General features: G+C 38.5%; 23 protein-coding genes. 12 read left to right on the top strand and 11 right to left on the bottom strand.

Going from position 1 to position 24,398, the window contains the following annotated elements:
- Positions 1-249 precede the first annotated feature (249 nt).
- Complete coding sequence (locus D1B32_RS14895; RefSeq protein ID WP_095311686.1) at positions 250-792, top strand: HD domain-containing protein; 543 nt, start codon at positions 250-252, stop codon at positions 790-792.
- 72 nt (positions 793-864) lie between these two features.
- On the opposite strand, the gene D1B32_RS14890 is transcribed toward D1B32_RS14895, so the two are convergent.
- Complete coding sequence (locus D1B32_RS14890; RefSeq protein WP_095311687.1) at positions 865-1,899, bottom strand: D-alanyl-D-alanine carboxypeptidase family protein; 1,035 nt, start codon at positions 1,897-1,899, stop codon at positions 865-867.
- A 296-nt stretch (positions 1,900-2,195) separates the two neighbouring features.
- Positions 2,196-3,425, bottom strand: a complete 1,230-nt coding sequence (gene pepT / locus D1B32_RS14885) for a peptidase T (RefSeq protein WP_118889763.1) — start codon at positions 3,423-3,425, stop codon at positions 2,196-2,198.
- Positions 3,426-3,645: 220 nt separating this feature from the next.
- Here pepT and D1B32_RS14880 point away from each other — a divergent pair, with 220 nt between their 5' ends.
- Together D1B32_RS14880 and D1B32_RS14875 are read left to right on the top strand one after the other, a co-directional pair.
- On the top strand, positions 3,646-4,485 hold the full coding sequence (locus D1B32_RS14880) for a sulfurtransferase (protein WP_118889762.1): 840 nt from the start codon (positions 3,646-3,648) through the stop codon (positions 4,483-4,485).
- Positions 4,478-5,044: a DNA-3-methyladenine glycosylase I gene (locus D1B32_RS14875; protein WP_118889761.1), complete on the top strand. Its 567-nt coding sequence runs from the start codon at positions 4,478-4,480 to the stop codon at positions 5,042-5,044. The genes D1B32_RS14880 and D1B32_RS14875 overlap by 8 nt, the downstream gene beginning before the upstream one ends.
- Before the next feature lie 351 nt (positions 5,045-5,395).
- On the opposite strand, the gene D1B32_RS14870 is transcribed toward D1B32_RS14875, so the two are convergent.
- Positions 5,396-7,162: a methyl-accepting chemotaxis protein gene (locus D1B32_RS14870; protein ID WP_240033803.1), complete on the bottom strand. Its 1,767-nt coding sequence runs from the start codon at positions 7,160-7,162 to the stop codon at positions 5,396-5,398.
- A 187-nt stretch (positions 7,163-7,349) separates the two neighbouring features.
- Here D1B32_RS14870 and D1B32_RS14865 point away from each other — a divergent pair, with 187 nt between their 5' ends.
- The gene (locus D1B32_RS14865) at positions 7,350-8,174 is read left to right on the top strand and encodes an aldo/keto reductase (protein ID WP_095311697.1); all 825 of its coding nucleotides are present in this window, start codon (positions 7,350-7,352) and stop codon (positions 8,172-8,174) included.
- Positions 8,175-8,501: 327 nt separating this feature from the next.
- Here D1B32_RS14865 and D1B32_RS14860 read toward each other — a convergent pair whose 3' ends face one another.
- Positions 8,502-8,975: an HD domain-containing protein gene (locus D1B32_RS14860; RefSeq protein ID WP_316246660.1), complete on the bottom strand. Its 474-nt coding sequence runs from the start codon at positions 8,973-8,975 to the stop codon at positions 8,502-8,504.
- 200 nt (positions 8,976-9,175) lie between these two features.
- Between D1B32_RS14860 and fni the strand changes: the two genes are divergently transcribed.
- The 8 genes from fni (at position 9,176) to D1B32_RS14815 (ending at position 18,430) form a co-directional block, all read left to right on the top strand.
- Positions 9,176-10,231 carry a type 2 isopentenyl-diphosphate Delta-isomerase gene (gene fni, locus D1B32_RS14855; protein WP_095311700.1) on the top strand — a complete coding sequence of 352 codons (1,056 nt, stop codon included), beginning with the start codon at positions 9,176-9,178 and terminating at the stop codon, positions 10,229-10,231.
- A 528-nt stretch (positions 10,232-10,759) separates the two neighbouring features.
- Positions 10,760-11,215: a DUF2188 domain-containing protein gene (locus tag D1B32_RS14845; RefSeq protein WP_095311704.1), complete on the top strand. Its 456-nt coding sequence runs from the start codon at positions 10,760-10,762 to the stop codon at positions 11,213-11,215.
- Between the two features lie 197 nt (positions 11,216-11,412).
- Positions 11,413-12,123: a DsbA family oxidoreductase gene (locus tag D1B32_RS14840; RefSeq protein WP_095311706.1), complete on the top strand. Its 711-nt coding sequence runs from the start codon at positions 11,413-11,415 to the stop codon at positions 12,121-12,123.
- 762 nt (positions 12,124-12,885) lie between these two features.
- Positions 12,886-13,650: an iron ABC transporter ATP-binding protein gene (locus D1B32_RS14835; RefSeq protein WP_118889760.1), complete on the top strand. Its 765-nt coding sequence runs from the start codon at positions 12,886-12,888 to the stop codon at positions 13,648-13,650.
- 631 nt (positions 13,651-14,281) lie between these two features.
- Positions 14,282-15,328, top strand: a complete 1,047-nt coding sequence (locus D1B32_RS14830; RefSeq protein ID WP_118889759.1) for a siderophore ABC transporter substrate-binding protein — start codon at positions 14,282-14,284, stop codon at positions 15,326-15,328.
- Between the two features lie 20 nt (positions 15,329-15,348).
- Complete coding sequence (locus D1B32_RS14825) at positions 15,349-16,359, top strand: ABC transporter permease (RefSeq protein ID WP_392391111.1); 1,011 nt, start codon at positions 15,349-15,351, stop codon at positions 16,357-16,359.
- A gap of 4 nt (positions 16,360-16,363) precedes the next feature.
- Complete coding sequence (locus tag D1B32_RS14820; protein WP_095311712.1) at positions 16,364-17,419, top strand: iron chelate uptake ABC transporter family permease subunit; 1,056 nt, start codon at positions 16,364-16,366, stop codon at positions 17,417-17,419.
- Positions 17,420-17,680: 261 nt separating this feature from the next.
- On the top strand, positions 17,681-18,430 hold the full coding sequence (locus D1B32_RS14815) for a SurA N-terminal domain-containing protein (RefSeq protein WP_240033802.1): 750 nt from the start codon (positions 17,681-17,683) through the stop codon (positions 18,428-18,430).
- Between the two features lie 287 nt (positions 18,431-18,717).
- On the opposite strand, the gene hisC is transcribed toward D1B32_RS14815, so the two are convergent.
- From hisC to hisD, 7 genes are read right to left on the bottom strand one after another with little or no spacing between them, the layout of a single operon-like run.
- Positions 18,718-19,773: a histidinol-phosphate transaminase gene (gene hisC, locus D1B32_RS14810; RefSeq protein ID WP_118889757.1), complete on the bottom strand. Its 1,056-nt coding sequence runs from the start codon at positions 19,771-19,773 to the stop codon at positions 18,718-18,720.
- A complete protein-coding gene (gene hisIE, locus D1B32_RS14805; RefSeq protein ID WP_095311717.1) occupies positions 19,766-20,407 on the bottom strand; it encodes a bifunctional phosphoribosyl-AMP cyclohydrolase/phosphoribosyl-ATP diphosphatase HisIE in 642 nt (213 codons plus the stop codon). The genes hisC and hisIE overlap by 8 nt, the downstream gene beginning before the upstream one ends.
- Complete coding sequence (gene hisF / locus D1B32_RS14800) at positions 20,404-21,168, bottom strand: imidazole glycerol phosphate synthase subunit HisF (RefSeq protein WP_095311719.1); 765 nt, start codon at positions 21,166-21,168, stop codon at positions 20,404-20,406. Before hisF ends, hisIE begins: the two co-directional genes overlap by 4 nt.
- Positions 21,158-21,880, bottom strand: coding sequence for a 1-(5-phosphoribosyl)-5-[(5-phosphoribosylamino)methylideneamino]imidazole-4-carboxamide isomerase (hisA, locus tag D1B32_RS14795; protein ID WP_095311721.1), 723 nt, complete (start codon positions 21,878-21,880; stop codon positions 21,158-21,160). Before hisA ends, hisF begins: the two co-directional genes overlap by 11 nt.
- Positions 21,877-22,482, bottom strand: a complete 606-nt coding sequence (hisH, locus tag D1B32_RS14790) for an imidazole glycerol phosphate synthase subunit HisH (protein WP_095311723.1) — start codon at positions 22,480-22,482, stop codon at positions 21,877-21,879. Before hisH ends, hisA begins: the two co-directional genes overlap by 4 nt.
- A gap of 51 nt (positions 22,483-22,533) precedes the next feature.
- Positions 22,534-23,118: an imidazoleglycerol-phosphate dehydratase HisB gene (gene hisB / locus D1B32_RS14785; protein ID WP_095311725.1), complete on the bottom strand. Its 585-nt coding sequence runs from the start codon at positions 23,116-23,118 to the stop codon at positions 22,534-22,536.
- Entirely contained in the window at positions 23,111-24,397 is a 1,287-nt protein-coding gene (hisD, locus tag D1B32_RS14780) for a histidinol dehydrogenase (protein WP_095311726.1), read from the bottom strand. Before hisD ends, hisB begins: the two co-directional genes overlap by 8 nt.
- Position 24,398: the final 1 nt, after the last annotated feature.

The following is a 24,398-nucleotide window of genomic DNA, read 5'->3' as shown; positions in this document are numbered from 1 at the left end:
GTATAAAACTTATAAGTGCAATTAGGAGTTCGCTATAAGACTTTGCGCATGCCGGGTTTTCTAACCTGTACGCATGTACTTGTTTTACTAGAACAGCCATCAGCGAAGTAATCATCTTCGTAGAGAACTTCCGCTTTTAGACGATGTTTTAAATTAATATAATCGGTTATTATTGCAAGTAAGTAGAATTTATGATATAGTCGTTGAAATTTTACCTAGCAATAATTACATCGAAAGGAGAGAATTCGAATGAGAAACGTTACGCTGGAGCAGATTTTTGTTCATCCAATCACACAGAAATATTTGAGTCGATCTGGGATTGCCCATGCGATTGCTGTTGCTGAATATGCATATATGTTTTCAAAAGAGTTTGATGTGAATCCAGATCTAGCAGCAAAGGCAGCATTGTTACATGACATTGGACATTACACATGGTATCGAGATGGTGAATGGGATTATGATCTCTATAAAGAAAATGATATCCATGCGATTAAAGGTGCCAGTCGTGCACATAAGCTGCTTATCCGGATAGGGGAAGATCGACAATCAGCAAAAGAGATTGCTGTTGCTGTCCTCCTTCACACCGATTCGTATTTGCCAAAGGGAGAACTAGAACTAAAGCCACTTCAACAAGTAGTAGCGATGGCAGATGAAGCAGATGAAGAGAACGGTGGCAAGCATCATTATAAAACGATTGAAGGATCTGATGCATTGAAACGAATTCGCGCATTAGATGCACAAATTGACTTGGATTTGCACAAAGAAATGTCATGGATTAGGGAGGTGAGATAATGTTTCCCTTATAATAAGGGGTTGAAAAAAGAAGAAATCCTGTTCCAAGGAAACAGGATTGCAAGATGTGTTCTATTTATCTGCTTCTAAATATTCTTCTAATGTAATAGCTTGTGACATAATTTCTTTTGCTGCTTTTACACCTACATAACGGAGATGCCATGGTTCAAATTGGTAGATTGTTATGTCTTCTTTTCCTTCTGGATACCGGATAATGAATCCGTAATCTGCAGCATTTTCTTTAATCCACTTACCTTCTTCTGTTTCACCAAATTCAATTACTAAATCAAAATCTACTGCTGGACTTGTAACATCCATTGTTAGACCTGATTGATGTTCACTTTCTCCAGGACGAGCACTAAAGTTATTTGCGGCTTCTTCACCATGTGCTTGTACATTTGCTGCAAATATCGAGTCTTGCCTTTCGTAAGAACGATAGCCGGATTGAGCAAAGAGTTCAAGCTCTGCCTCTTCTGCGGCTTGAAATAGCTCTTCCAAGGCTGCAGCTGCAGCTTGACGCATTTGTTTTTTAGGTAGATCCTCTGCAAATGGGAATGGTACATCCGGAATCACAAGATCTTCTGGTATATAATCTTCTGGTAAAGCATGTTCTTTGTTAATCAACCCGAGTTGATCGTATGGATTCGCAATAATTTCTGTTCCTGAATTGGTGAAAGCTGGCTCTGCTTTTAGAGGCAACCCTTCACCAGATTTAATGACATCTTTATTTTCAATAAGCTGTTCTAATTGTTGTTTAGTTGGTTCATCATAGATGCCTGATGCGAGTAAGGTATCATGTTGTAACTGAAAATCCGTTATTGCCCATGTTGTCGTTTCGTCATAGTCACCACTTGGATTAAGCTCGTACCCAACTTCATTTAAAGCAAGTTGGAGTTGCTTTACTTTCTCACCTGAATCCTTTTTTTGGAGTGATTCATTAGGGATTTCGGTGAATTCCTCTCTATCTGTTGGATCAGATTCTGAATGTGCAGGTGTTTCTTCAGGATTTTTCGAATCATTACTTGGTTGTTCGGGAGCATTACAAGCTGCCGTAAAGGTTGGTAGCATTAAAATTAGACACATATTTATGATAGGTTTTTTAAACATTAGCATTCTCTCCTTGTGTTTCTGCTGCTAGAGGTTGTTCAAAAAGGCTTTTTGAACACACTACTATTAATCTATGTTTCTACGATGACGAGCAGAAGTAAAAAGCTTCATTCATTTTCTCATACATAATACTTCAAGAGCAATATACGAGGAAAATGCAAATCATTCAGAAAAATCATAGACAGAGAGAGATTTAAAGTTACGTTTCTCTATAAACTTGTGCTTTTAGAGAAAAAAATCAGACCCATCAAGTGGGCCTGACTCTTGCGGACCTAACCGAGCCTCCGCTTTTGTACTTACTTAGCAGCAAACAATTTACTAATTTCGATAATTACATGCGAAGCCTTTTCCATGTTATCTACGGAAATATATTCAAATTTCCCATGGAAGTTCTCCCCGCCTGTAAAGATGTTTGGTGTAGGGAGTCCCATATAAGAGAGCTGTGAACCGTCCGTTCCACCTCGAACCGGCTCGATGATTGGTTCAATGTTTAAATTTTTCATCGCTTGCTCTGCGATTTCAACAATTTCCTTCACAGGCTCAATTTTTTCTCGCATATTATAATATTGGTCTTTCATTTCTAATCGGATAGCTGTTTCTCTATACTGTGACTTCATCTCATTTACAAATTGCTCTACGGTTGCTTTTCTTGCTTCAAACTTTTCACGATCATGATCACGAATAATGTAGTAAACCTTTGTCTGTTCTACATCGCCATTAACAGAAATAAGATGGTAGAAGCCCTCATAGCCTTCTGTATGTTCTGGTGATTCTTGATCTGGAAATTTGTTAATGAACGCTGCAGCTAATTTACCGGAGTTAACCATTTTATTTTTAGCTGTACCAGGATGAACACTATTACCATGGAAAGTTACTTTAGCTGCCGCTGCATTAAAGCTTTCGTATTGTAATTCACCTAGTGGACCGCCATCTACCGTATAGGCATATGATGCATCAAAACGGGATACATCGAATTTATGAGGTCCTCGACCAATTTCTTCATCTGGTGTGAATGCAATACGGATTCGTCCATGCTCAATTTCAGGATGCTGAATTAAATAGTTCATCGCAGTCATAATTTCTGCAATTCCTGCTTTATTATCTGCTCCAAGTAAGGTTGTACCATCCGTAGTGATTAACGTATGTCCTTTATAGCTTGGTAACTCCGGGAATTCATTTGCAGATAGTACAACATTTAATTCCTGATTTAATACGATATCGTTTCCATCAAATTTCTCTACAATTTGTGGATTGACATTTTTACCAGTGAAGTCTGTAGCAGTATCCACATGTGCCAAAAAGCCGATTGTTGGGACATCTTTATCAGTATTGGATGGAAGGGTAGCCATTAGATAACCGTTTTCATCAACTTCCACATCTTCCATTCCTATTTCCCTTAGTTCTTCTGCTAACAGGTTAACAAGCTCAAGCTGGCCTTCTGTAGTCGGTGTTGTTGTAGAATCTTCATTTGATTGTGTATCTATTTTTACATATGTAGTAAAACGTTTAATAATTTCCTTTTTCATTTTTGTTTGCTCCTTTAGTTTCAATTATGTATATTTTAACATATTAAATAACGGAACTCGAAATAAATAGAAAGAGGAATAAGTGAATTTTTGTCGAAATAAATTTAAAATAGGGTAATAATCATACAAGTGGCTAAATCCTTATTCTCAATATTCTTCATATTACAGAGTATAGTGGATAGGAATATTTGGTAGTAGGGAATCTGTGAGGAGGATAATAATGAAAAATATAATCAGTGTCAGTCGTTTAAAAAAACGGTTAGAAAATGGACAAGATAATACAGTGATTGTTGACGTGCGCTTCCAATTGGAAGATCCAGATGCAGGGAGAAAAATGTATTTAAAAGATCATCTGCCTGGAGCGGTGTATATGGATTTAAATAAGGATTTATCGGATCGTGCAGAAAAGCATGGTGGAAATCATCCGCTTCCCAATTTAGAAATGTTTGCTGCAAAAGTGGGGAACATTGGAATTGATAATGATACGACAGTAGTTATTTATGATCAGGGAAATGAGATGTTTGCTGCAAGACTATGGTGGTTATTGGAAGTGATTGGCCACGATAAGGTATATATTTTAGAGGGTGGTTATCATCGTTGGATAGAGGAAGGCAATAAAGTAACAGACGAAATACCATCCTTAAATGCAAAAGAATTTCATGCTGTAATTCGCAATGAAAACACAGTAGATATGGAAGAAGTGAGGAAGAAAACAGAAGACAATGCAGCTGTACTTATTGATTCCAGAGCACCCGAACGCTATCAAGGGAAAACAGAGCCATTGTACCGCAGGGCAGGACATATTCCTGGAGCTGTAAATTATTTTTGGAAGGATTTAGTAGCTGCTGATGGCACATGGAAAAAGGGGGAGGATCTCGAGCGGCATTTCTCTGACCTTTCCAAGGAGGATGAAATTATTGTATCCTGTGGTTCTGGTGTATCAGCATGTCCGAATATTTTGGCGTTGAAATCTGCTGGTTTTAAAAATGTAAAGCTGTATCCAGGGAGTTTCAGTGATTGGATTTCCTATGATGAAAATGAAGTTGAAGTAGATGGATAAAAAGCGGTGTGCATGGGTGACAACAGACCAACTTTATATAGACTATCATGATCATGAATGGGGAAGACCTGTTCATGATGACAGGAAATTATTTGAAATGCTCACGCTGGAAGGTGCGCAAGCAGGATTGAGCTGGATTACAATATTAAAGCGCAGGGAGCATTACCGAGAAGCGTTTGATTATTTTGATGTAAAAAAAATCAGCGTGTACAACGATGCTAAGATTGCGGAGCTTGAGCAAAACGAAGGGATCATTCGTAACAAGCGAAAAATAAGATCCGTAATTACAAATGCACATGCGTTTATCAAGGTTCAAGAAGAATTTGGTTCGTTTGATAACTATATTTGGCGATTTGTTGGAGAAACTCCCATTATAAATGAATGGTTATCGATTGAGGAGGTGCCGGCAATAACACCTGAATCTGAGGAAATGAGTAAGGATTTGAAAAAGCGTGGTTTTACATTTGTTGGACCAACGATTTGCTATGCATTTATGCAAGCAACTGGTATGGTAAATGATCATACGAAGGATTGCTTTTTGGAAGATGCCAAAGCATAAAAACATTCTTATCGGCATAAGCGCAACTAAGGCATTCATCTGAAGACTTGGTAAATGTCAAGTTTTCTAGTATAAAGGCAACTAATATTGAAGCAATACCAATATTTTATATTATGGGAAATTGCTTTTCGTTATAGATAGCAGCTTCCTAAAGTAGCAAAGGCAGACTCAATATTAAGTTGCAGTCTGCCTTTATTACACGTATTAAGGGGCTGTAATCCCCCACTAATAAAACGAGTGAAGGTGGAGGATGAACAGTGTCCAAGGGTCTGCAGTTCTCCCTTGCGCTGCTAACATTCAGCGGGAGAGGAAAGGTACCCTCCATTGAATGTAGTATCACTTAATATAATACTAGAGTTTAAAGCTAGTTAGCTGTTCATTTAATTGTTCTGCAAGACCGGCAAGCTCATCAGCACTATGGGAAACCTCTTCCATGGAACTAGCTGTCTGTTGTGCAGAAGCTGCTGCTTGCTCAACTCCTGCAGCAGATTCTTCTGATACAGAAGCAATTTCTTCAATAAGATTGTTCATTGCATTACTATTCCCAGCTATGTCTTTTAAATTAGCTGAAATAGAAGTGATTTTTGTTGTCATCGCAGTAACGGCCTCTTTAATGGTGTCGAAGCTTTGTCTCGTTTCTTCTATATGGTCAGATCCTGTCTGAACCTCGTTATATCCTGAAGACAGGGACTCGACAACATGCTTTGTATCGGACTGGATGGCATTCACGATAGAAGTAATCTCTACTACAGATGTAGCTACTTGTTCCGATAACTTCCTAACCTCATCTGCAACAACAGCGAATCCTTTACCATGCTCGCCAGCTCTAGCAGCTTCTATAGCTGCATTCAATGAAAGCAGGTTGGTCTGGTCTGCAATTTCCTTAATAACAGAAACAAGATTCGAAATTTCCTTTGATTGCTTATCTAGATTTTTCACTCGATCAACCGATTCGGAAACAATTGTGTCAATCCGTTGCATTTGTTGGACAGATTCATTCATTAGTGTTGTTCCATCTGTTGTAAGTGCAAGCACACCCTGTGATGCAGTAGCAATCTCCTGCCCGCTTTTCTCAGATTGAATAACGGTTTTCACAAATTCATTCATGTTTTCCGCGAGGTCAGAGGCACCATTTGCCTGTGTTTCTGCACCAGAAGAAAGTTCCTCCATTGTTAGCGCAATTTGTGTGTTTCCTTCTTTTACTTCGTTAGCTGCTTGTGTCAGTTCTTCACTTCGGCTAGAAACAGCACTACTAGCTGCTGTTACATTTTGTAGTACATGCTGCATATTTTCTTTCATCTGGTTAATGGATGAAGCTAACTGCCCTATTTCATCTTTTCCGCTGTAATTCAGTTTAGCTACGGTTAAGTTGCCGTTAGCTACTTCTGAAGTGATTTTAACAATATGCTTTAAGTTGGACGTTACATTTCTGCTTATGAATGTAAAAATAATAATTCCAGCGATGATAGTAGTTATATTCGCAATTAGCAAAATTGTAGTTACGCTTTCCATGCTTCCGATTGCATTTTCCGTCGCTTCGATTTGCTCCGCTTTCATCGTCTCGATAAGACCATCTACAATTTCTACATTACTCGTTCGAAATCTGTACGTTGTCTCGCGTAATGTATTAGCAAGTGTGGCCTGGTCGTTCTCTATATATGTAACAATTTTATCTGTGAAAGTAGAATTAATCGCAGCATCAGATAGAATGAGTTCTTGATACATGGCTCGTTGTTCATCCGTTACCATAAGTGGTTCCATTTGCTCGACAATTGCATTGAACTGGCTTTGATAATTGTCAAAGCCATCAATGTAAACTGCATTTCTCGTTAGTAAATAATCAGCAATTTGAACATCTTTCGCCTGGATGACAGATGATAGCTCTGTTAGTGTATTAACACGGTCAATATATTCATTAGCTGCCTCTACATCTTGCTGACCCTGTTCCAATTGGAAATAAACCAATAGACTTGAACATGCAACTAATAGGATTGTTGCTATAAATGCATATAAATATTTCTTGCCGATTTTGATATTATGCAAAAGAAATCTTCGCTTTCTTCCAATTTTTTGAGCTGATTTCTGTTTCTTTGTTTGTTTAGTTTTTTTCATTTGCATCTCCATCTCCCCCCTAAGTTCCATTTAGTATATCGGTATATAGGTCAAAAGTATGAAGGTAATTATTAAAAAATTTTTACAAGGAAAAAAATTCTAATACACGTAAGGCTTTGGTTCGGAATAATGGTTAATTTAGCATTGGTTAGGTAAAATAGTGATTGTAGACTGATGGAAGGGAAGATGAGAGATGCAGCATATAACGTTGAATAATGGTATACACATGCCACAGTTAGGTTATGGTGTTTGGAAAGTTCCAAACGAAGAAGTGACAACCCCGGTTGAACAGGCGCTGCAAGCTGGGTACCGTTCGATTGATACAGCTAAAATATATGGGAACGAATCCGGTGTTGGGGAAGCAATTGCAAAGAGTGGTATTGCACGTGAAGAGCTTTTTATCACGACAAAAGTATGGAATAGTGATCACGGTTATGAGAACACGTTAAAGGCATTTGATGCAAGCTTAGGAAGGTTAGGGATTGAATACGTTGATCTGTATCTCATACATTGGCCAGCTCCGAAATTTGACCAATATGTTGAAACATATCAAGCACTAGAAAAGCTCTACAAAGAAGGTCGTGTAAGAGCTATTGGTGTTTGTAATTTCGATATCGAGCATTTGGAACGAATTTTAGAAGTGTGTGAGGTTGTACCAGTAATCAATCAAGTGGAGTGTCATCCATACTTACAGCAAAAGGAATTGCGAGCATTTTGTGAAAAGCATGGGATTAAAGTCGAAGCATACAGTCCACTGATGAATGGTAAAGATGTTTTGGAAAACAATGTTATTAAGGAAATAGCGAAACATCAGGGGAAAACACCTGCACAGACAATTCTTCGCTGGCATCTGCAATCGGATATGGTTGTGATCCCTAAAACAGTAACACCGTCTAGAATGAAGGAGAATCTGGATGTATTTGATTTTGAATTAAATAAAGAAGAAATGGATAAAATTGATCAGCTAGATAAAGGCATTCGTAGTAATGCTGTTCCAAATGAGATGAATAGACGATAATAGAGCAAATCGGCGCATTCGTTATAGCGTCGATTTTTCTTTATAAAAAGTAATGTTCCGATACGCCAGACATGAGAGAGCTCCAATTATGGGATGGCGAAACAAGATCAAAAGGCTAAGCAAGATGAGAAAAGCAGATGGAAGCATATCTCAATACTGTAAGCATCATAAAAAGCGATAAAAGTAGCACCTTTCTTATTTCTAAGGAGGGTGCTTATGTATTGGGATTATTGCAAAGCTGCCTGCAATTCCAAACTATTAGCTATCCAAATACCCGATCTACAGCTTTCTCAAATTCTTGAAAATAATCAGGAGCATTCTCTTTGTTTAATCCATATACATTTTGGAAGCAATCGATTTGTTATACCATCTTTGCTTTTCTCTACCAGCGTTAAACTTTTCCCAGACAGCTTCTCCTTGTTCTCTCAAATCCTTTTCTAAACCAAGCAGGTTATCGAGTTTATCTGCGACAACTAAATATTTCACCTCTGGATCAGCATTTTTTATCATATCAATTGTGTGCTGTTTACGCTCTTGCCATGATTTCGATTTATCTTCCGTGTGTGCTGCGACGAGGCGAGACACCTCCGGTCCAAATTCGAGTTCAATATCCTCTAGCTCTACCAGTGTATCCTCCACAACATCATGCAGGTATCCGGCACAAACTAGCTCCTCCCGAAATCCAGCCGCCTCTAGACGTTCAGCTACACGAACAGGATGGGTTATATAGGGGGCATCGGAATTCTTTCGCTTTTGTCCTTCATGTGCTTTTGCTGCGAATTGTTTGGCCTTCTTCTTCAATGTGACTGCCTCCCTGTCAGGATACGGTTTGTTTCTTTTAATATAACATATAATAAAAATAGAATGCGGATATTTAAAAACATGTTGCGTTCTGTCAATTATACCTATTGAAATGATAAGCGTCACTTCGCTTTCTTTTCACCAAGGAAACAAGTAAACTAGAAGGTAACGTCAATTTAAATTTTGCGGGGGTACTTCACATGGAACAAGGAATCAATCAACGTAAGACCGAACATATTCGTCTTTGTCTAACTGGAAATGTTGAAGGAGTTAATAAGTCAACTGGTTTGGAAGGAATCAGTTTTATACATAATGCGTTGCCAGAAATAAACTTTGCTGATATTGCACTGGATACGAGCTTTCTTGGAAAGGATCTAAAAGCACCATTCTTAGTTAGCTCCATGACGGGTGGCTCAGAGCTTGCAACAACGATTAATCAAAACCTGGCATTAGCTGCAGAAGAGAAACGTTGGGTATTTGCAATCGGTTCAACACGAGCCTTCCTAGAGAGTGATACACATAAGGAATCCTTTTTAATTCGCGAACAGGCCCCAACAATACCAATTATTGCTAATATTGGTGCCGTGCAATTTAATTATGGTTATGGTGCTGAGGAATGCCAACGAATTATTGATAAAACAGGTGCAGATTCAATTGTGCTTCATTTAAACAGCCTGCAGGAAGCAGTGCAAGATGGTGGAGATTTAAACTTTGAATCACTTCTACCTAAAATTGAACAGGTTTGCAAAACATTAGATAGGCCTGTTGGTGTAAAAGAAGTTGGGTTTGGCATTGATGGTACAGTTGCTGAACAATTATATAATGTTGGAATTTCGTATATTGATGTTGCTGGTGCGGGAGGGACATCCTGGAGTCAGGTGGAAAAATTACGCTCGCGTGATCCACTTCGTAAAGCGGCTGCTGAGGCATTTAATAATTGGGGAATTCCAACAAAGGATTGTATAGTCTCAGTTCGCGGCAAGCTCCCTGAAGTCCCGTTAGTTGCTAGTGGCGGAATGAAAACAGGGGTCGATGCAGCAAAAGCAATTACGATTGGAGCAGATGTGATTGGCTTTGCACGTCATTTGCTGCAGGCCGCAACAGAATCTCCAGAAGCAGTGATTGAAACAATGGAGCAAATTGAACTCGAATTAAAAATGACGATGTTTGGCATTGGCGTGAAAAACTTGACAGAATTAAAAAATACAAAACGCGTCAGTATTATGGGTCAATCTTTATTAGAGGAAAACAGCTGAGACAAAGCTGTTTTCTTTTTTCGATGTCTAGGAAATTAAAAATTTGAATGCTGTGAATAACTTAGTTACCTGTACAGCCATGTCCACGAAGCGCTAAAGCCTCAGCCAGCAAGACTCCCTCACCTCATAACACGATAAAGAAGACTTGTCGATTGTCAAGACATGAGGCGTAGTCGCACTTATCCCCTTGCGGTGAAAGCGGGCACCTGACTCCAAGTATAAGGATGGCCGATTAAAACCAGGCTATGCCTAACATCGGCATACCCCTAAAGGGGGCATGTTTCCTTTTAGATGAACTTGACTTTCGCCCGTAGAGGAGAAAGTCATCGATCATCTTATACTTTGGAGTGGATCTCCTACTTAAGAATGTTCGACTAGCCGCAGTCTTGAGCGCAGTCCCTACGTCGCTACCCGGATGCTTGTGCTTTTCTTCTTTGTTTAAGAGGAAGAGAACTTGAAGGATTTGTTTTTCATGTTTCATTGCTCGCCACAGGGGAATAGTGATGAAAAATGAGGGAGTGATGAATAGTGCCTTGGACATTAAATGATTACCCTTCTTCCATGAAAAACTTGAATGAGCTTACGAGAAAAAAAGCAATTGATATTGCCAATTCTATGGTGGATGAAGGCTATGAAGATGATCGAGCAATCCCAATAGCTATTACGCAAGCAAAGGAATGGCGTGAGAATGCTGAGAAGGATGAGATTGAAGATTATAAGAAGCATGGTAAGCCAACAGAGAGGTCAAAGGAAGGTAAAAAATATGACAGTAATCCAGAGCGTTTGGAAGAAGGCGAGCAAGTGATTGCGCATGAGGATGGCTGGGCAGTGCAATCAAGCGGTGCAAAACGTGCTAGTGAGGTTTTCGATAAGAAGGACGAAGCAGTTAAGCGAGCAAAGGAAATTGCCAAAAATAAAGGCACGTCTTTAACGATTTATAAACAGGATGGTACTGTTCAAGATAAACAAACGTTTCATGAATAAGACATTTAAGTAGATAGGCTAATAATAAAAGGGCTGCCAGAACGGGCAAGCCCTTTATTATAATGTTTGGAAACGTCCTTACCACAGTGCACGAATAACTTCATTCCATGCTTCAATCCCAACCAGAATGAAGCACATTGTTTTTAGATCGTGTGCCGGTATGGTACACTATTTTACAGAAAAGTGAGGTGCTTATAATGAAAATCGAAGTATGGTCCGATTTCGTTTGCCCGTTTTGCTATATCGGAAAACGCAGGCTGGAAAACGCAATGGAAAAATTCCCTCATAAAGAGCAGGTTACACTAGAGTATAAAAGCTATCAGCTTGACCCAACAGCTGAGCATATACCGGGAAAAAACTTCTATGAAACATTTTCTGAATTAAAAGGAATTCCACTTGAGCAAGTTAAAACAATGAATCAACAGGTTGGCCAACAAGCTGCCACTGTAGGATTAAATTATAATTTTGATGATATGAAATATGCAAACACGTTTGACGCCCATCGAGTAGCTAAGTATGCTGAGGAAAAAGGTAAAGGGAAAGAAGTTACCGAACGCTTTCTTCACGCGTATTTTACCGAATCTGAGTTGCTAAGTGATTATGACACACTGATTAAACTTGCAGCTGAGGTAGATTTGGATAAAGAAGAAGTGGAACATGTATTGCAATCGGATAAATATCGAAATAAAGTAAACGAAGATATTGATGTTGCGCGTCAAATTGGTGTCCAGGGAGTACCATTCTTTGTATTCAATGAGAAGTATGCTGTCTCTGGAGCTCAGCCAGCTGAAGTATTTGAAGAAGTGCTAAACAAGGTTTGGGAAGAGGAGAAAGAGAAGCCAATTCTCCAATCGTTAAATCCAAAGAAATCTAAGACATCCTTTTGTACAGATGAGGGATGTAATTAATAAGGTTCAAAAAGTCCGGTAATAATGAAACATCGAGAGCAGTAGACCTTCGGCTAAGTTCCGACATGTCCTGTGTCGAACGTCGAAGTCAGCATATCGAGTTTAAGCCCGGTACGGGGAACTTACGCGGCCTCGAACTCCGACGCACAGGACGTGCTAGTGTCGGCTTTGTAAAAGGACGTTGCAAATTTAGCTGATCTCGGTTCTTTTTATCCCCCTTTTTGAACGCGCACTAATTAGAGCCTAAATAATTAAAAACATGCTGTGATGAACTGCACTTCATTGTTAGAGTGTCTCTAACAATGAAGTGCAGTCTTTTTATTTTGTATTTGTAATGCCGATGAATTCAAAAACCTTTAAGTTCGTATGATTTTATTACTATTCGAGGATGGACTAGTGAAGAAACATTGATTTTAAAATGCGTGTCATCTATAATATAATTAATAATGATAATCATTATTAGTTATACAATGAGCGTAACACGAACGTTGTTCAATAATGAAATATCTTTACAAAAACATGTGAAGGCTACAGATAACGTCTTTCCAAAAAGAAGGAGCAGAGGTTAGATGAAACTTCACAGATGAACAGAATCACCTTCCATTGGAAGCGGATTTATAGAAAGATACGAAAACAATGTTGGTGAGAGAGTTCTTGTGTTGCATGTCTAAATTTTAAATATAACATACCATACAATCAGTATATTATTATTGCTGATAATTATTTCACTTATTTAATACTTAAAGAAAGCAGGGCTACGACATGATCGAAATAAAAGGATTGACAAAGAAGTACGGAAATAAATCTATCGTAAAAGATGTATCGGTTCAAATTAAGCCTAACAAAATTACGTCGTTTATAGGGCCAAACGGTGCAGGAAAATCAACGCTACTTTCCATGGTAAGCCGACTGCTAGATTCAGACACTGGAGATGTATTACTAGATAAAAACAATATAAAAAATATGAAATCAAATGAATTCGCTAAGCGCATTGCCATTTTGAGACAAGCAAATTTTTTAAATGTGAAACTAACAATTCGACAATTGGTATCGTTTGGTCGGTATCCATACTCGAAAGGTCGTTTAAATGCTGAGGATAATCGAATCGTCGACCAGGCAATTGAGTATCTGAACTTAGCAGATATTCAACATAAATTCTTAGATGAACTGTCTGGCGGTCAAAAGCAACGTGCATTTATTTCCATGGTTATTGCCCAGGACACAGAATATATTTTACTGGATGAGCCATTGAATAATTTGGATATGAAGCATTCTGTACAAATCATGAAAATATTACGCAAGCTTGTCGATGAGCTAGGTAAAACAGTTGTGATTGTATTGCATGATATTAATTTTGCTTCTGTTTATTCAGACCACATCGTAGCTTTAAGAGATGGACGTCTCGTAAAAGATGGGCCAACACACGAAATTATTAATTCAGAGGCATTAAATGAAGTCTATGATATGCATATTCCAGTTCATATGCAAAACGGTTGTCGTTTTTGCGTATACTTTGACTCCCATTAAGATAATTTTAAAAGTAGTTAACAGTTCCGTGCTTCCAGCTGCTAAGTTTAGTCCATAATTGTTTTCTTGTAAATGTCTAAACCGCATACCTTTTAAATGTATAATCTAGGAAAAACATCTTCTCTACGGCAATTTAGCTTCAGGCTGGTGCAGCTAACTGAGAACGATTAACCTAACCATGCGTGCTTCCTTCATAGGTAGCACGCATGTCTATGGTGCGGAACTTAGTTTTTAATCAATTGGTTGTATCTTTTCAGGAAGCTTGTGTTTAAGCGGTTTCTTTCATTGTTTAAGTGACTATTCTCATACGAATCCTTCTGTATCGCATCTGCAATTGAGAATGGGATGGGAATAATTGGATTTTTGAGCTGATGATTTATGCACAAGGTATAAGTTTAAAAAATTTAAGCTTTCAAAATACAGTTGACAACGCTTCTTGATTTGATATACTTTAAATAGATTTATTGAGATTGATTATCAATATCAATTGTGTCGTGTTGCAGCTATGCACTATAGTAAAATGAAATAATAATTCTTTAACTCACGCACTAAAATATAACATAGATATTAATTTCATCAATTCAATAGTCTACTCGTCTATAAAACTTACATAAGGGAAGAGGTAGAAGAAATGAGAAAGTCTAATTTTAAATCAGCATTTATTATAGCTATTTTTGCAATTTTTGCTTTGGTGTTGGCAGCTTGCTCAGATTCAGGTAATGATGAAACGGATGAGGGAGCGAATGATTCTGCTGAAACAGAAGAGCAAGCAGATGATTCTGCTGAAGCTGCAACGGTCGAAATCACGGATGCTCATGGAACTGTTACAGTCCCAGTAAATCCAAAGAATGTCGTTGCTTTAGATAATAGAACTTTTGAAACATTATCTGATTGGGGTATTGAATTATCTGCTGCTCCAAAGGATGTAATGCCTGCAGATTTACCATATGTAGCTGATGAATCAGTTCAAAACATTGGAAATCACCGTGAACCAAACCTTGAAGTTATAGCAGCTGTAGACCCTGAAGTTGTAATTGTCGGTCAAAGATTTGCTAGCTATTATGAAGATATAAAAGAATTAGTGCCAAATGCAGCTGTTATTGATCTTAATATTGATGTTTCCGAGGAAGCTGCTACCCCTGGAGAAAACTTGGTAAATGGATTTAAGGATTCTACGTTCGCTTTGGGGCAAATTTTTGATAAAAATGAAGAGGCTGAACAATTGGTAGCTGATTTTGATCAAGCTATCGAAGAAGCTCAGTCTGCATATAACGGGACAGATACAGTCATGAGTGTTATAGTATCTGGTGGAGACATTGCTTTTTCAGCTCCACATTCTGGACGTGTTTGGGGACCGTTGTATGATATTTTTGAATGGACTCCGGCTTTAGAAATTGACCAAGCTTCTGCAGACCACGAAGGTGATGATATTTCTGTTGAAGCTATTGCACAAACCGATCCTGATTGGATTTTCGTACTAGACCGTGATGCTGCGGTATCATCTTCAACTGATGCAGTTCCTGCTCAGGATGTTATCGATAATTCACCTGCTCTTCAAAACACAACTGCCGTTTCTGAAGAACAGTTAGTTTATGCACCAGCAGACACGTATACAAATGAATCAATACAAACTTTTATAAAGTTATTTGAAGATCTTGCAAATACTTTAGCTGAGTAGTATAGAGGAGTATAACTATAGTGCCTAAAAATATAATAAGAATGTTTGGGGCTGAGAACTCTCAGCCCCAACGTTCTAATCATCATAAAGTATGGACGAAACCTTTTATATTAGCAATCATAGTTGTTATTATTCTCGGTATTATTTCAATGTTTACTGGGGTTTATGATATACGGGGACAAGAGGATGGAATGGAAATGTTTTTCATCACTCGTATTCCAAGAACAGCTGCATTAATGTTAACTGGAGCTGCAATGGCAATGGCAGGACTCGTAATGCAACTTATTACACAGAACCGCTTAGTTGAACCAACTACAACTGGAACAATTGAATGGGCAGGCTTGGGATTGATTTTTGCTTATTTATTATTCCCGGCGCCAACTTTAGTCCAAAGAATGACTGCGGCAATCATTTTTTCCTTTATTGGAACGATGGTTTTCTTTTTGTTTTTAAGAAGAGTTAAACTTCGTTCGTCTTTAATTGTCCCGATTATTGGGATAATGCTAGGAGCGGTCATTTCTGCAATTTCCACTTTTGTTGGGCTCGCTTTTCAAATGTCACAAAATGTTGAAACCTGGTTTGTAGGTTCTTTTGCATCGATTCAAGTTGGAAGATATGAATATTTATGGCTGATTGTTGTCATTACTATTTTTATTTTTATCTATGCTGATAGATTGACTTTAGCTGGATTAGGAGAAGATGTTACAACAAGTCTAGGAGTAAGCTATAATAAGATTGTTCTTATTGGTACGGGTCTTATTGCTGTGGCAGTTGGAATTGTCGCAGCTGTTATTGGAAATTTACCTTTTTTAGGTTTAATAGTACCAAATATTGTTTCCATGTTTAGAGGTGATGATCTTAGGAGTAATTTGCCTTGGGTATGTGTGTCCGGGATGGGTGCTCTAACCATTTCTGATATAATATCCAGGACAATTATAATGCCATTTGAAGTACCTGTCTCTTTGATACTTGGAACAGTGGGCGCAGTCGTATTTATTGTAATTTTATTAAGAAGAAGGAGGCTAGGATAACAAATTGGAATATACGAATAAAAAAAATGTCAAAATTGTTTCTAGCCTTCCTAATAAGAATAGAGCAGCTAAAGCTTTTCGTTCTAAGAAGGAGGAAAAGCGTTATTGGATATTGTTGATAACGTTGATTGGATTAGGTGTTCTTTCTTCATACGGACTTTTAGTTTATAACAATCCAGTTCCAGTAGATTCCCCTTCCTTTATCCCAGTCGTTGAAAGAAGAATGGTAGCTATTGTTGCAATGATTATTGCTGCGATTTGTCAAAGCCTGGCGACGGTTGCTTTCCAATCGGTTACGAATAATCGGGTAATCACTCCTTCACTTTTAGGATTTGAAGCACTTTACTCCACCATACATACGGGTACAATGTTTTTCTTTGGTGCCAGCGTATTTATAGGTTATAGTGGCACTGGACCATTTTTATTGCAAGTGGTTGTTATGGTCTTAATGTGTTTGATACTTTATGGATGGTTGCTATCCGGAAAGTATGGAAATTTACAGCTTATGCTATTGGTTGGAATCATTATTGGTACAGGTTTAAGGTCTTTGTCAACTTTCATGAGAAAACTGCTTGCACCGGCTGAATTTGATATTTTGCAGGCAAAATTGTTTGGTTCTGTCAATAATGCGGACCCAGAGTATTTTTCTATTGCGATTCCAATCGTAATAATTGTTGCATTACTTCTTCTTGCTTATTCAAAAAATTTAAATGTATTATCACTTGGAAAGAATATTTCTACATCTTTGGGAGTAAATCATCAATTTAGTATCATTTATGTTCTTGTATTAGTTTCCATTTTGATGTCAGTCTCAACGGCTTTGGTTGGACCACTTACTTTCTTTGGGTTTTTGGTTGCAACGTTGAGTTATCAGCTGGCGCCAACTTATGATCATAGATATATTTTCCCAATGGCTCTTGCAACCGGATTTTTGATACTAACTGGTTCATATTTTATCATGAATCATGTATTTAACGCGCAAGGTGTAGTTTCAATTATTATCGAAATCGTTGGTGGATTAACATTCTTAATTATAATTTTAAAGAGAAAGACTTTATAATAATTTGAGTTTACGATGTACTTTTATATCCTCATCTGTTAAAGGCCGTGTGTGATTGCCTTCAACAGATCGGAGGGTATTTTTTTGCTATCTGTCTTAGGAAAAGAGATCGTCGAGAGCCTTTCTCTACCTTTCAAAGCAAAAGTAAGTAATTTTTGTTATGGAAATGTAAATAAACGCTTTAAACCCTGCTACAATAGCAATTACTGAATTAACAGCTATTTTGTTTCCACTTGAAATCATATATAGATGTGTGGTTGAATGGAAGAAGACTTAATAGAAGCGAGGGAGTCCATTATGAAAAAGTTAAGTGTGCTATCACTGGCGTTCTTAGTCATCATCATGCTAGCTGCATGTGGGAATGATGAGACGAAGGAAAATGAAAATACAGAAGGCGACACTTCAGAACAACCTGCTGCACAACAGGAATTAGAATTTACGGATGAAGAAAAACTGGATGAAAAAGATCCGGTTGCTGTTGTTAATGGAGAAGAAATTTCAGGATCGGATTATAACCCGATATATACACAAGTAAAATCAACAATGTATCAATATGGACAAGATGTAAGTAATCTTGATATGATCAAAGATCAGACTGTATCCATCCTTGTTGAACAGACTCTTATTAAACAGGATGCCGAAAATGAAGGTATCAAAGTGACAGATGAAGAAGTACAAGAAGAACTAGTTAGTATTAAGGAAACAAGTGGTGAAGACCAATTTACCACTCTCTTGGAACAGTTACAATTGTCAGAGGATGAGTTCAAAGAGCAGCTCACGGGTGAGTTAGTAACAAGAAAGTATATGGATTCGGAATTTGAAGTAGAAGTGACAGACAAGGAAGTACAAGAGTACTATGATCAGCTAAAAGAGCAAAATGGAGAAATTGGTAAGCTAGAAGAAGTTGAAGGACAAATTAAAGATGTGCTTACAAATGAAAAGCAAAGTGAGCAACTGCGGACAAGAATTGATGAATTGAAAGAAAACGCAGAAGTTGAGAATGTATTGTAAAAGAAAAGCATCGCATCTTTTAGTAAATGGTTTCGTTTTGAGGTGCATATTAGTTAAATGACAAGCTAAATGGCATACGAATTGACGTATGCCATTTTATTGTTATATCAAGGTATAGATTATATATTATGTTGTTTTGACACTCAAATATTCAATGTTTTTCAACCAGAGATATTGTACGGAAAATACGAATATTGGAATGGCAACACTTCTCAATCTGTGCATAAAATAGAAAATAAAAGTGTTACAATTGAGTAAGACGAATTGAAAGAGCATACGGATTTAAATTATAGTATCGTATCGAGCATTTTGAAAAATTGTGCCATCTGTTCATCTGTGCCAATCGTAACCCGAACATGGTTATCAATCATAGGTACCTTAAAGTATCGAATAAGTATATCTTTTTCTTTTAAAGCTGTATATAACTCCCCTGCGTCTTTGTTAGGATGTGTTGCAAAAATAAAATTTGTTTGGGAGGGCAGGACAGTAAATCCGCGTTTTTCCATTTCAACAATGGTCCATTCCCTTGTTCGAATTATTTTCTCTGTCGTCTCGTTAAAATAAGACACATCAGCCATAGCAGCTTCTGCTCCAGCAATAGCCAATCGATCGACTGTATAGGAATTCACTGAGTCTTTAATGCGGGTCAATCCTTCAATTAGATTCGGATGACCTAACGCAAATCCGACCCGCAGTCCGGCCAAGGATCTCGATTTGGACATGGTTTGAATAACAAGCAGATTTTCATAGGAATTGATTAAGGAAACAGCAGATTCTGCTGCAAAGTCGATATATGCTTCATCCACAATGACAACTTGTTCAGGGTTGTTATCCAAGATTTTCTTTACCGTATCAATTTCCATATAAATACTGGTTGGCGCATTTGGATTTGGAAAAATAACGCCTCCGTCTGATTGGTAGAAATCCTCTATCGGTATCGTAAAATCATCCTGAAGGGCAATTTCCTCGGCTGGAATACCGAATAGCTTCGCATATACGGGGTAAAAGCTATATGAAATAGCTGGATAGCGAATGGCTTTGTTGCTATCAAAAAAAGCCATAAACGAAAAGGCAAGAACTTCATCTGATCCATTTCCAACGAAAACATTTTCCTTGGATAAGGAATTGAGTGCTGCGATAACCTCCCTTAATTTGTCTGTTGTTGGTGAAGGATAGAGATTTAATGTTTGTTCACTTTCTTTTTGGATTGCCTGTATAACTTTTGGTGATGGACCATACGGATTCTCATTCGTATTTAATTTAATTACATTAGCACGATTGATTTGCTCCCCAGGGATATAGGGGGTACATCGCTTTGCCATGTCGCTCCAAAATTTACTCACGATTTTGACCTTCCTTTTGAATATGTCTTTTCATTAATTCGTTTTTTATATCGGAAAGGGATACATCCATAAGTTCCATCAATACGAGTGTATGATACGTAAGATCAGCTATTTCGCTAGTAAGCTCTTGTTTATCGTTATTCTTTGCCCCGATAATGACTTCTGACGTTTCTTCTCCGACCTTTTTAAGCACTTTATCGATTCCTTTTTCAAAAAGATACGATGTGTACGTACCGTCAACAGGATTATCGCGGCGATCCTTAATTTTCGCAATTACGCTATGGACGATATCGTGTGCCGGGATATCATTTGTATAAAGTTCATTGTAGAAACAGGATTCATTACCGGTATGACATGCTGGTCCGAGCGGATTAACCTGAACCAATAATGCATCCGCGTCACAATCATAAGAAATTCTTATGATTTGCTGTTTATTTCCGGATGTTTCTCCTTTATTCCATAGCTTCTGTCGCTTTCTTGAGAAAAACCATGTTTCATTGGTTTGGATTGTTTTGTTTAATGCATCCTGGTTCATATATGCTAATGTTAAGACGTTTCCTGTCCCTGCGTCTTGTACAATGGCAGGGATTAAGCCATTATCATCAAAGACAAGCTGTTCGATATTTACTCTCATTTTCTTTCCCTCCTGACGATGATATTATTTTCCTGAAGATAGATCTTGAGGTCAGGTATTTGAATCTCATCATAGTGAAATACAGATGCAGCAAGTGCAGCATCCGCACCTTGCTCTAATACAGCAAGAAAATGCTCTTTTATACCAGCTCCACCGCTTGCAACAATTGGAATATTAACGGTATCGGCAATAGCTTTGGTTAATGAAATATTATAGCCATCTTTCTCCCCGTCTGAATCCATTGCATTAATGACAAGTTCTCCAGCACCAAGCTCTTCTCCTTGCTTGGCCCATTGAATGGCATCTATTCCCGTATCGTAACGACCACCTTTTGTAAAAACGTTCCACTGATTTGGTGCTACTTCCTTTGCGTCAATCGATAAGACAATGCACTGGCTGCCAAATTTCAAAGCGGCATCCTTGATAAGTTGCGGATTTGTTACAGCTGCACTATTGATAGATACTTTATCTGCTCCGGAGCGGAGAACTTGATGGATATCCTCAACCGTTCGTATGCCACCACCAACTGTAAATGGAATTGCGATCTCTTTGGCAACTTGCTCAACGACATCGAGAAATATATCGCGTTCTTCATTGGATGCTGTAATATCATAAAAAACAAGTTCATCAGCGCCGGCTTCGTTATATCTTTTGGCTAATGCCACTGGGTCATCAACATCCTGGATATTTTGAAATTTTTTTCCCTTTACCACCCGTCCTTTATCAACATCGAGACAAGGGATAATTCGTTTAGCGAGCATAGAAATTTTCCTCCGTTAACGATTCAAAATTCAATGTGCCGTCGTATAATGCTTTCCCAATAATCGCACCATACATGTTCAGTGATTTTAGCTTGCGTATATCTTCCTCTGTTGAAACACCGCCAGATGCAATGACATCCATGCTTGTTGCTTCATTCACAGCTTGCAGCTCTTCAAAATTCGGTCCTTGCATCATGCCATCCTTCATAATGTCCGTGTAGACAATTGTTTTAACGCCAATCTGTTCAAGTTCAGCGACAAGATCGATGGCTTTGACGGTACTTGTTTCTGTCCAACCATCTGTAGCGACATAGCCATTCCGCGCATCAATGGAAACGGCGATTCGAGATCCGAACTTTTCGACGGCCTCTTTTAAAAAGGCTTTGTCGTTAATAGCTGCTGTACCAATAATCACGCGAGCGATGCCTGCAGCAAGGTAATCTTCTATCGTATCAAGTGAACGAATACCTCCACCGACCTGAACAGGGATTTCCGTTTGTTTGGCGATTGCTTTAATGGCGTCTTGATTTAAGGAGTCACCAGTTTTAGCACCGTCTAGATCAACCGTATGCAGGTATGCTGCTCGCTTTTTCTCCCATTGTAAAGCCATATCCGTTGGGGAATTGCCATAGATTTTTTCTTTGTTATAATCCCCTTGGATAAGGCGCACACAATTTCCGCCGCGAATATCAATTGCAGGGAATAAAATCATGAAATCATCTCCTCGTAGTTTGCAAGTAATTGAATGCCGATATCACCGCTTTTTTCCGGATGGAATTGCATACCTGTAATATTCCCTTGCTGGACAATAGCAGGAATGCGGCCACCATATTCGGTGCTGCCAACAAGTGTAGCTTCCTCCAATTCCTCGACGGCATAGGAATGAACAAAATAAACGTAAAAATCATCTGGTAGATGTAGAGTTAACAAACTTTTATTATGCTTTGTAATGGTATTCCACCCCATATGCGGGACTTTGACCGTTTCCTTAATCCGACTGACATTCCCTTTTAGTAGCCCGAGACCATCCCAATCGCCATCCTCATAGCTTTTGTCATAAAATAACTGCATGCCGAGACAGATGCCGAGTATTGGTTTTCCAGCTTGAACCTCTTGTTTAATTACATCTGATAATCCTATTTTATTGATTGCATCCATTGCATCCTTAAAGGCGCCTACACCAGGAAGAATGATTGAAGAAGCATTCCTGATTACTTGTGGATCGGTTGTTAATACTGATTCCTTATTTAGTTTTGCAAGCGCAAATTGTAGGCTTTTAATATTTCCAGCACCATAGTCAATGATTGCGATCATCTTGTTTCTTCCTTTCCGTTAAAAATCTCCTGTCTGTTAGTCTCTCTTTATTTATAAGCTGCCCTTTGTGGAAGGGATTCCTTTCACTCGTGGATTTAATATCGTCGCTTGATCTAATGCACGACCGAAGCCTTTGAAAATGGACTCAATCATATGGTGAGTGTTATTTCCATAAGCCAGGTTAATATGAAGTGTTACCTTGGCATTGCTAACAAATGCTTGGAAAAATTCCTCGACAAGCTCGGTATCGAAATCACCGACTTTATCTTTTAGTCCTTCTACGTTGTATACGAAGTAGGGTCGTCCGCTAATGTCTAAGGAAATAGTTGACAGAGCCTCATCCATAGGCGTTGTTACCGTTGCATATCTTGTAATTCCTTCTTTATTCCCTAAAGCCTGCTGAAATGCTTGACCCAATGCAATACCAATATCCTCAACAGAGTGATGCTGATCGACTTCTAAATCCCCATTACATGTGACTGCTAAATCAAATAAACCGTGCTTTGTCAGTAACAAAAGCATATGGTCTAAAAAACCGACACCTGATCGGATAGTGGCATTTCCAGTTCCATCAATGGTTAAGTCTAACTCGATGGATGTTTCGGCTGTTGATCTTTCAATTTTTGCTTTACGCATTCGGGTCATCCTTTCTAATCTGAATGGAATTGGCATGGGCAGTGAGCCCCTCCACTGTAGCGATTTTGATAATTGAATCAGTAGCTTGCAGCAGTGCCTCTTCGGAATAACTAATAATGCTCGATTTTTTCATGAAATCATATACACCAAGTGGGGAGGCGAATTTTGCCGTCCCATTCGTTGGCAGGGTATGATTTGGACCTGCAAAATAATCTCCTAATGGTTCTGGTGAATAATTTCCGAGAAAGATCGCGCCAGCGTTTTTAATATTAGAAAGACTATCATATGGTTTTTCAATCATTAGCTGTAAATGCTCTGGTGCAATTTCATTTACAACAGAAAAAGCTTCTTTTAGATTCGCTGTGACGATTATTTTTCCATTTTGCTTTAGTGATTGTGTAATTATTTCGCTTCGTTCAAGTACGTTTGTTTGCTTTTCAACCTCTGCTAGAATTTGTTCGGCCAATGCTTCACTCGTTGTAATGCAAATGGAGCTTGCCAATTCATCGTGCTCTGCTTGTGAAAGTAAATCGGCTGCAACAAAGCTCGGTGGGGCAGTCTGATCTGCAACAATACAGATTTCACTAGGTCCTGCAATCATATCAATCGCTACATCCCCATAAACCCATTTTTTTGCTCTTGCCACAAAGGCATTTCCGGGACCAACGATTTTGGCGACCTTTTCAATTGTTTCTGTCCCATAGGCCAATGCAGCAATAGCTTGTGCCCCACCAACCTTATAAATCGTGTCAACTCCAACAAGCTGTGCAGCAACAAGTACGTGAGGATTAATCTTTCCATTCGCTTGTGGAGGTGTTGTAAGTACGATTTTCTCTACACCAGCAATTTTGGCGGGGATGACATCCATTAACACCGTGGAAGGATAGGCTGCTTTTCCCCCTGGAACATACACACCAACTTTTTCAATCGGGGTTACCTTTTGGCCGAGTAAGATACCAGGTGCTTTATTCACAAACCAGGATTGTTCCTTTTGTTCTTTATGAAATGCTTCAATATTTTCCTTGGCTTGCTTTAAAGCATCAAGAAATCCAGCATCTACTTGTTTTTTTGCCTCCAGTAATTCCTCCTCAGATACGATGAGGGAATCTAATACTACATGGTCAAATTTATTCGTGTATCGATATAATGCTTCATCTCCATCTTTTCGAACCCCGCTAATAATTTCTAGCACATCTTGGTCAAGCTCTTGTTCCTTCAGCTGATCTGAAGTACTAGCTTTATAAACCTGTAAAAATTCCTCTTTTGTTTGTATGTTCATT

Source organism: Oceanobacillus profundus, from assembly GCF_003515705.1.
Lineage (GTDB): Bacteria > Bacillota > Bacilli > Bacillales > Amphibacillaceae > Oceanobacillus > Oceanobacillus profundus.
This window is presented reverse-complemented; position numbering and strand designations above follow the sequence as displayed.

Excerpts from the sequence above, each read along its gene's own strand:
- hisA (WP_095311721.1), bottom strand. The coding sequence starts at position 21,880 with ATGATTTTATTCCCTGCAATTGATATTCGCGGCGGAAATTGTGTGCGC.
- D1B32_RS14870 (WP_240033803.1), bottom strand. The coding sequence starts at position 7,162 with ATGCAAATGAAAAAAACTAAACAAACAAAGAAACAGAAATCAGCTCAA.
- D1B32_RS14830 (WP_118889759.1), top strand. The coding sequence starts at position 14,282 with ATGAGAAAGTCTAATTTTAAATCAGCATTTATTATAGCTATTTTTGCA.
- pepT (WP_118889763.1), bottom strand. The coding sequence starts at position 3,425 with ATGAAAAAGGAAATTATTAAACGTTTTACTACATATGTAAAAATAGAT.
- D1B32_RS14835 (WP_118889760.1), top strand. The coding sequence starts at position 12,886 with ATGATCGAAATAAAAGGATTGACAAAGAAGTACGGAAATAAATCTATC.
- D1B32_RS14815 (WP_240033802.1), top strand. The coding sequence starts at position 17,681 with ATGGAAGAAGACTTAATAGAAGCGAGGGAGTCCATTATGAAAAAGTTA.
- hisIE (WP_095311717.1), bottom strand. The coding sequence starts at position 20,407 with ATGAGAGTAAATATCGAACAGCTTGTCTTTGATGATAATGGCTTAATC.
- D1B32_RS14880 (WP_118889762.1), top strand. The coding sequence starts at position 3,646 with ATGAAAAATATAATCAGTGTCAGTCGTTTAAAAAAACGGTTAGAAAAT.
- D1B32_RS14890 (WP_095311687.1), bottom strand. The coding sequence starts at position 1,899 with ATGTTTAAAAAACCTATCATAAATATGTGTCTAATTTTAATGCTACCA.
- hisH (WP_095311723.1), bottom strand. The coding sequence starts at position 22,482 with ATGATCGCAATCATTGACTATGGTGCTGGAAATATTAAAAGCCTACAA.
- hisD (WP_095311726.1), bottom strand. The coding sequence starts at position 24,397 with ATGAACATACAAACAAAAGAGGAATTTTTACAGGTTTATAAAGCTAGT.
- D1B32_RS14895 (WP_095311686.1), top strand. The coding sequence starts at position 250 with ATGAGAAACGTTACGCTGGAGCAGATTTTTGTTCATCCAATCACACAG.
- D1B32_RS14875 (WP_118889761.1), top strand. The coding sequence starts at position 4,478 with ATGGATAAAAAGCGGTGTGCATGGGTGACAACAGACCAACTTTATATA.
- hisB (WP_095311725.1), bottom strand. The coding sequence starts at position 23,118 with ATGCGTAAAGCAAAAATTGAAAGATCAACAGCCGAAACATCCATCGAG.
- fni (WP_095311700.1), top strand. The coding sequence starts at position 9,176 with ATGGAACAAGGAATCAATCAACGTAAGACCGAACATATTCGTCTTTGT.
- D1B32_RS14840 (WP_095311706.1), top strand. The coding sequence starts at position 11,413 with ATGAAAATCGAAGTATGGTCCGATTTCGTTTGCCCGTTTTGCTATATC.
- hisF (WP_095311719.1), bottom strand. The coding sequence starts at position 21,168 with ATGCTCGCTAAACGAATTATCCCTTGTCTCGATGTTGATAAAGGACGG.
- D1B32_RS14865 (WP_095311697.1), top strand. The coding sequence starts at position 7,350 with ATGCAGCATATAACGTTGAATAATGGTATACACATGCCACAGTTAGGT.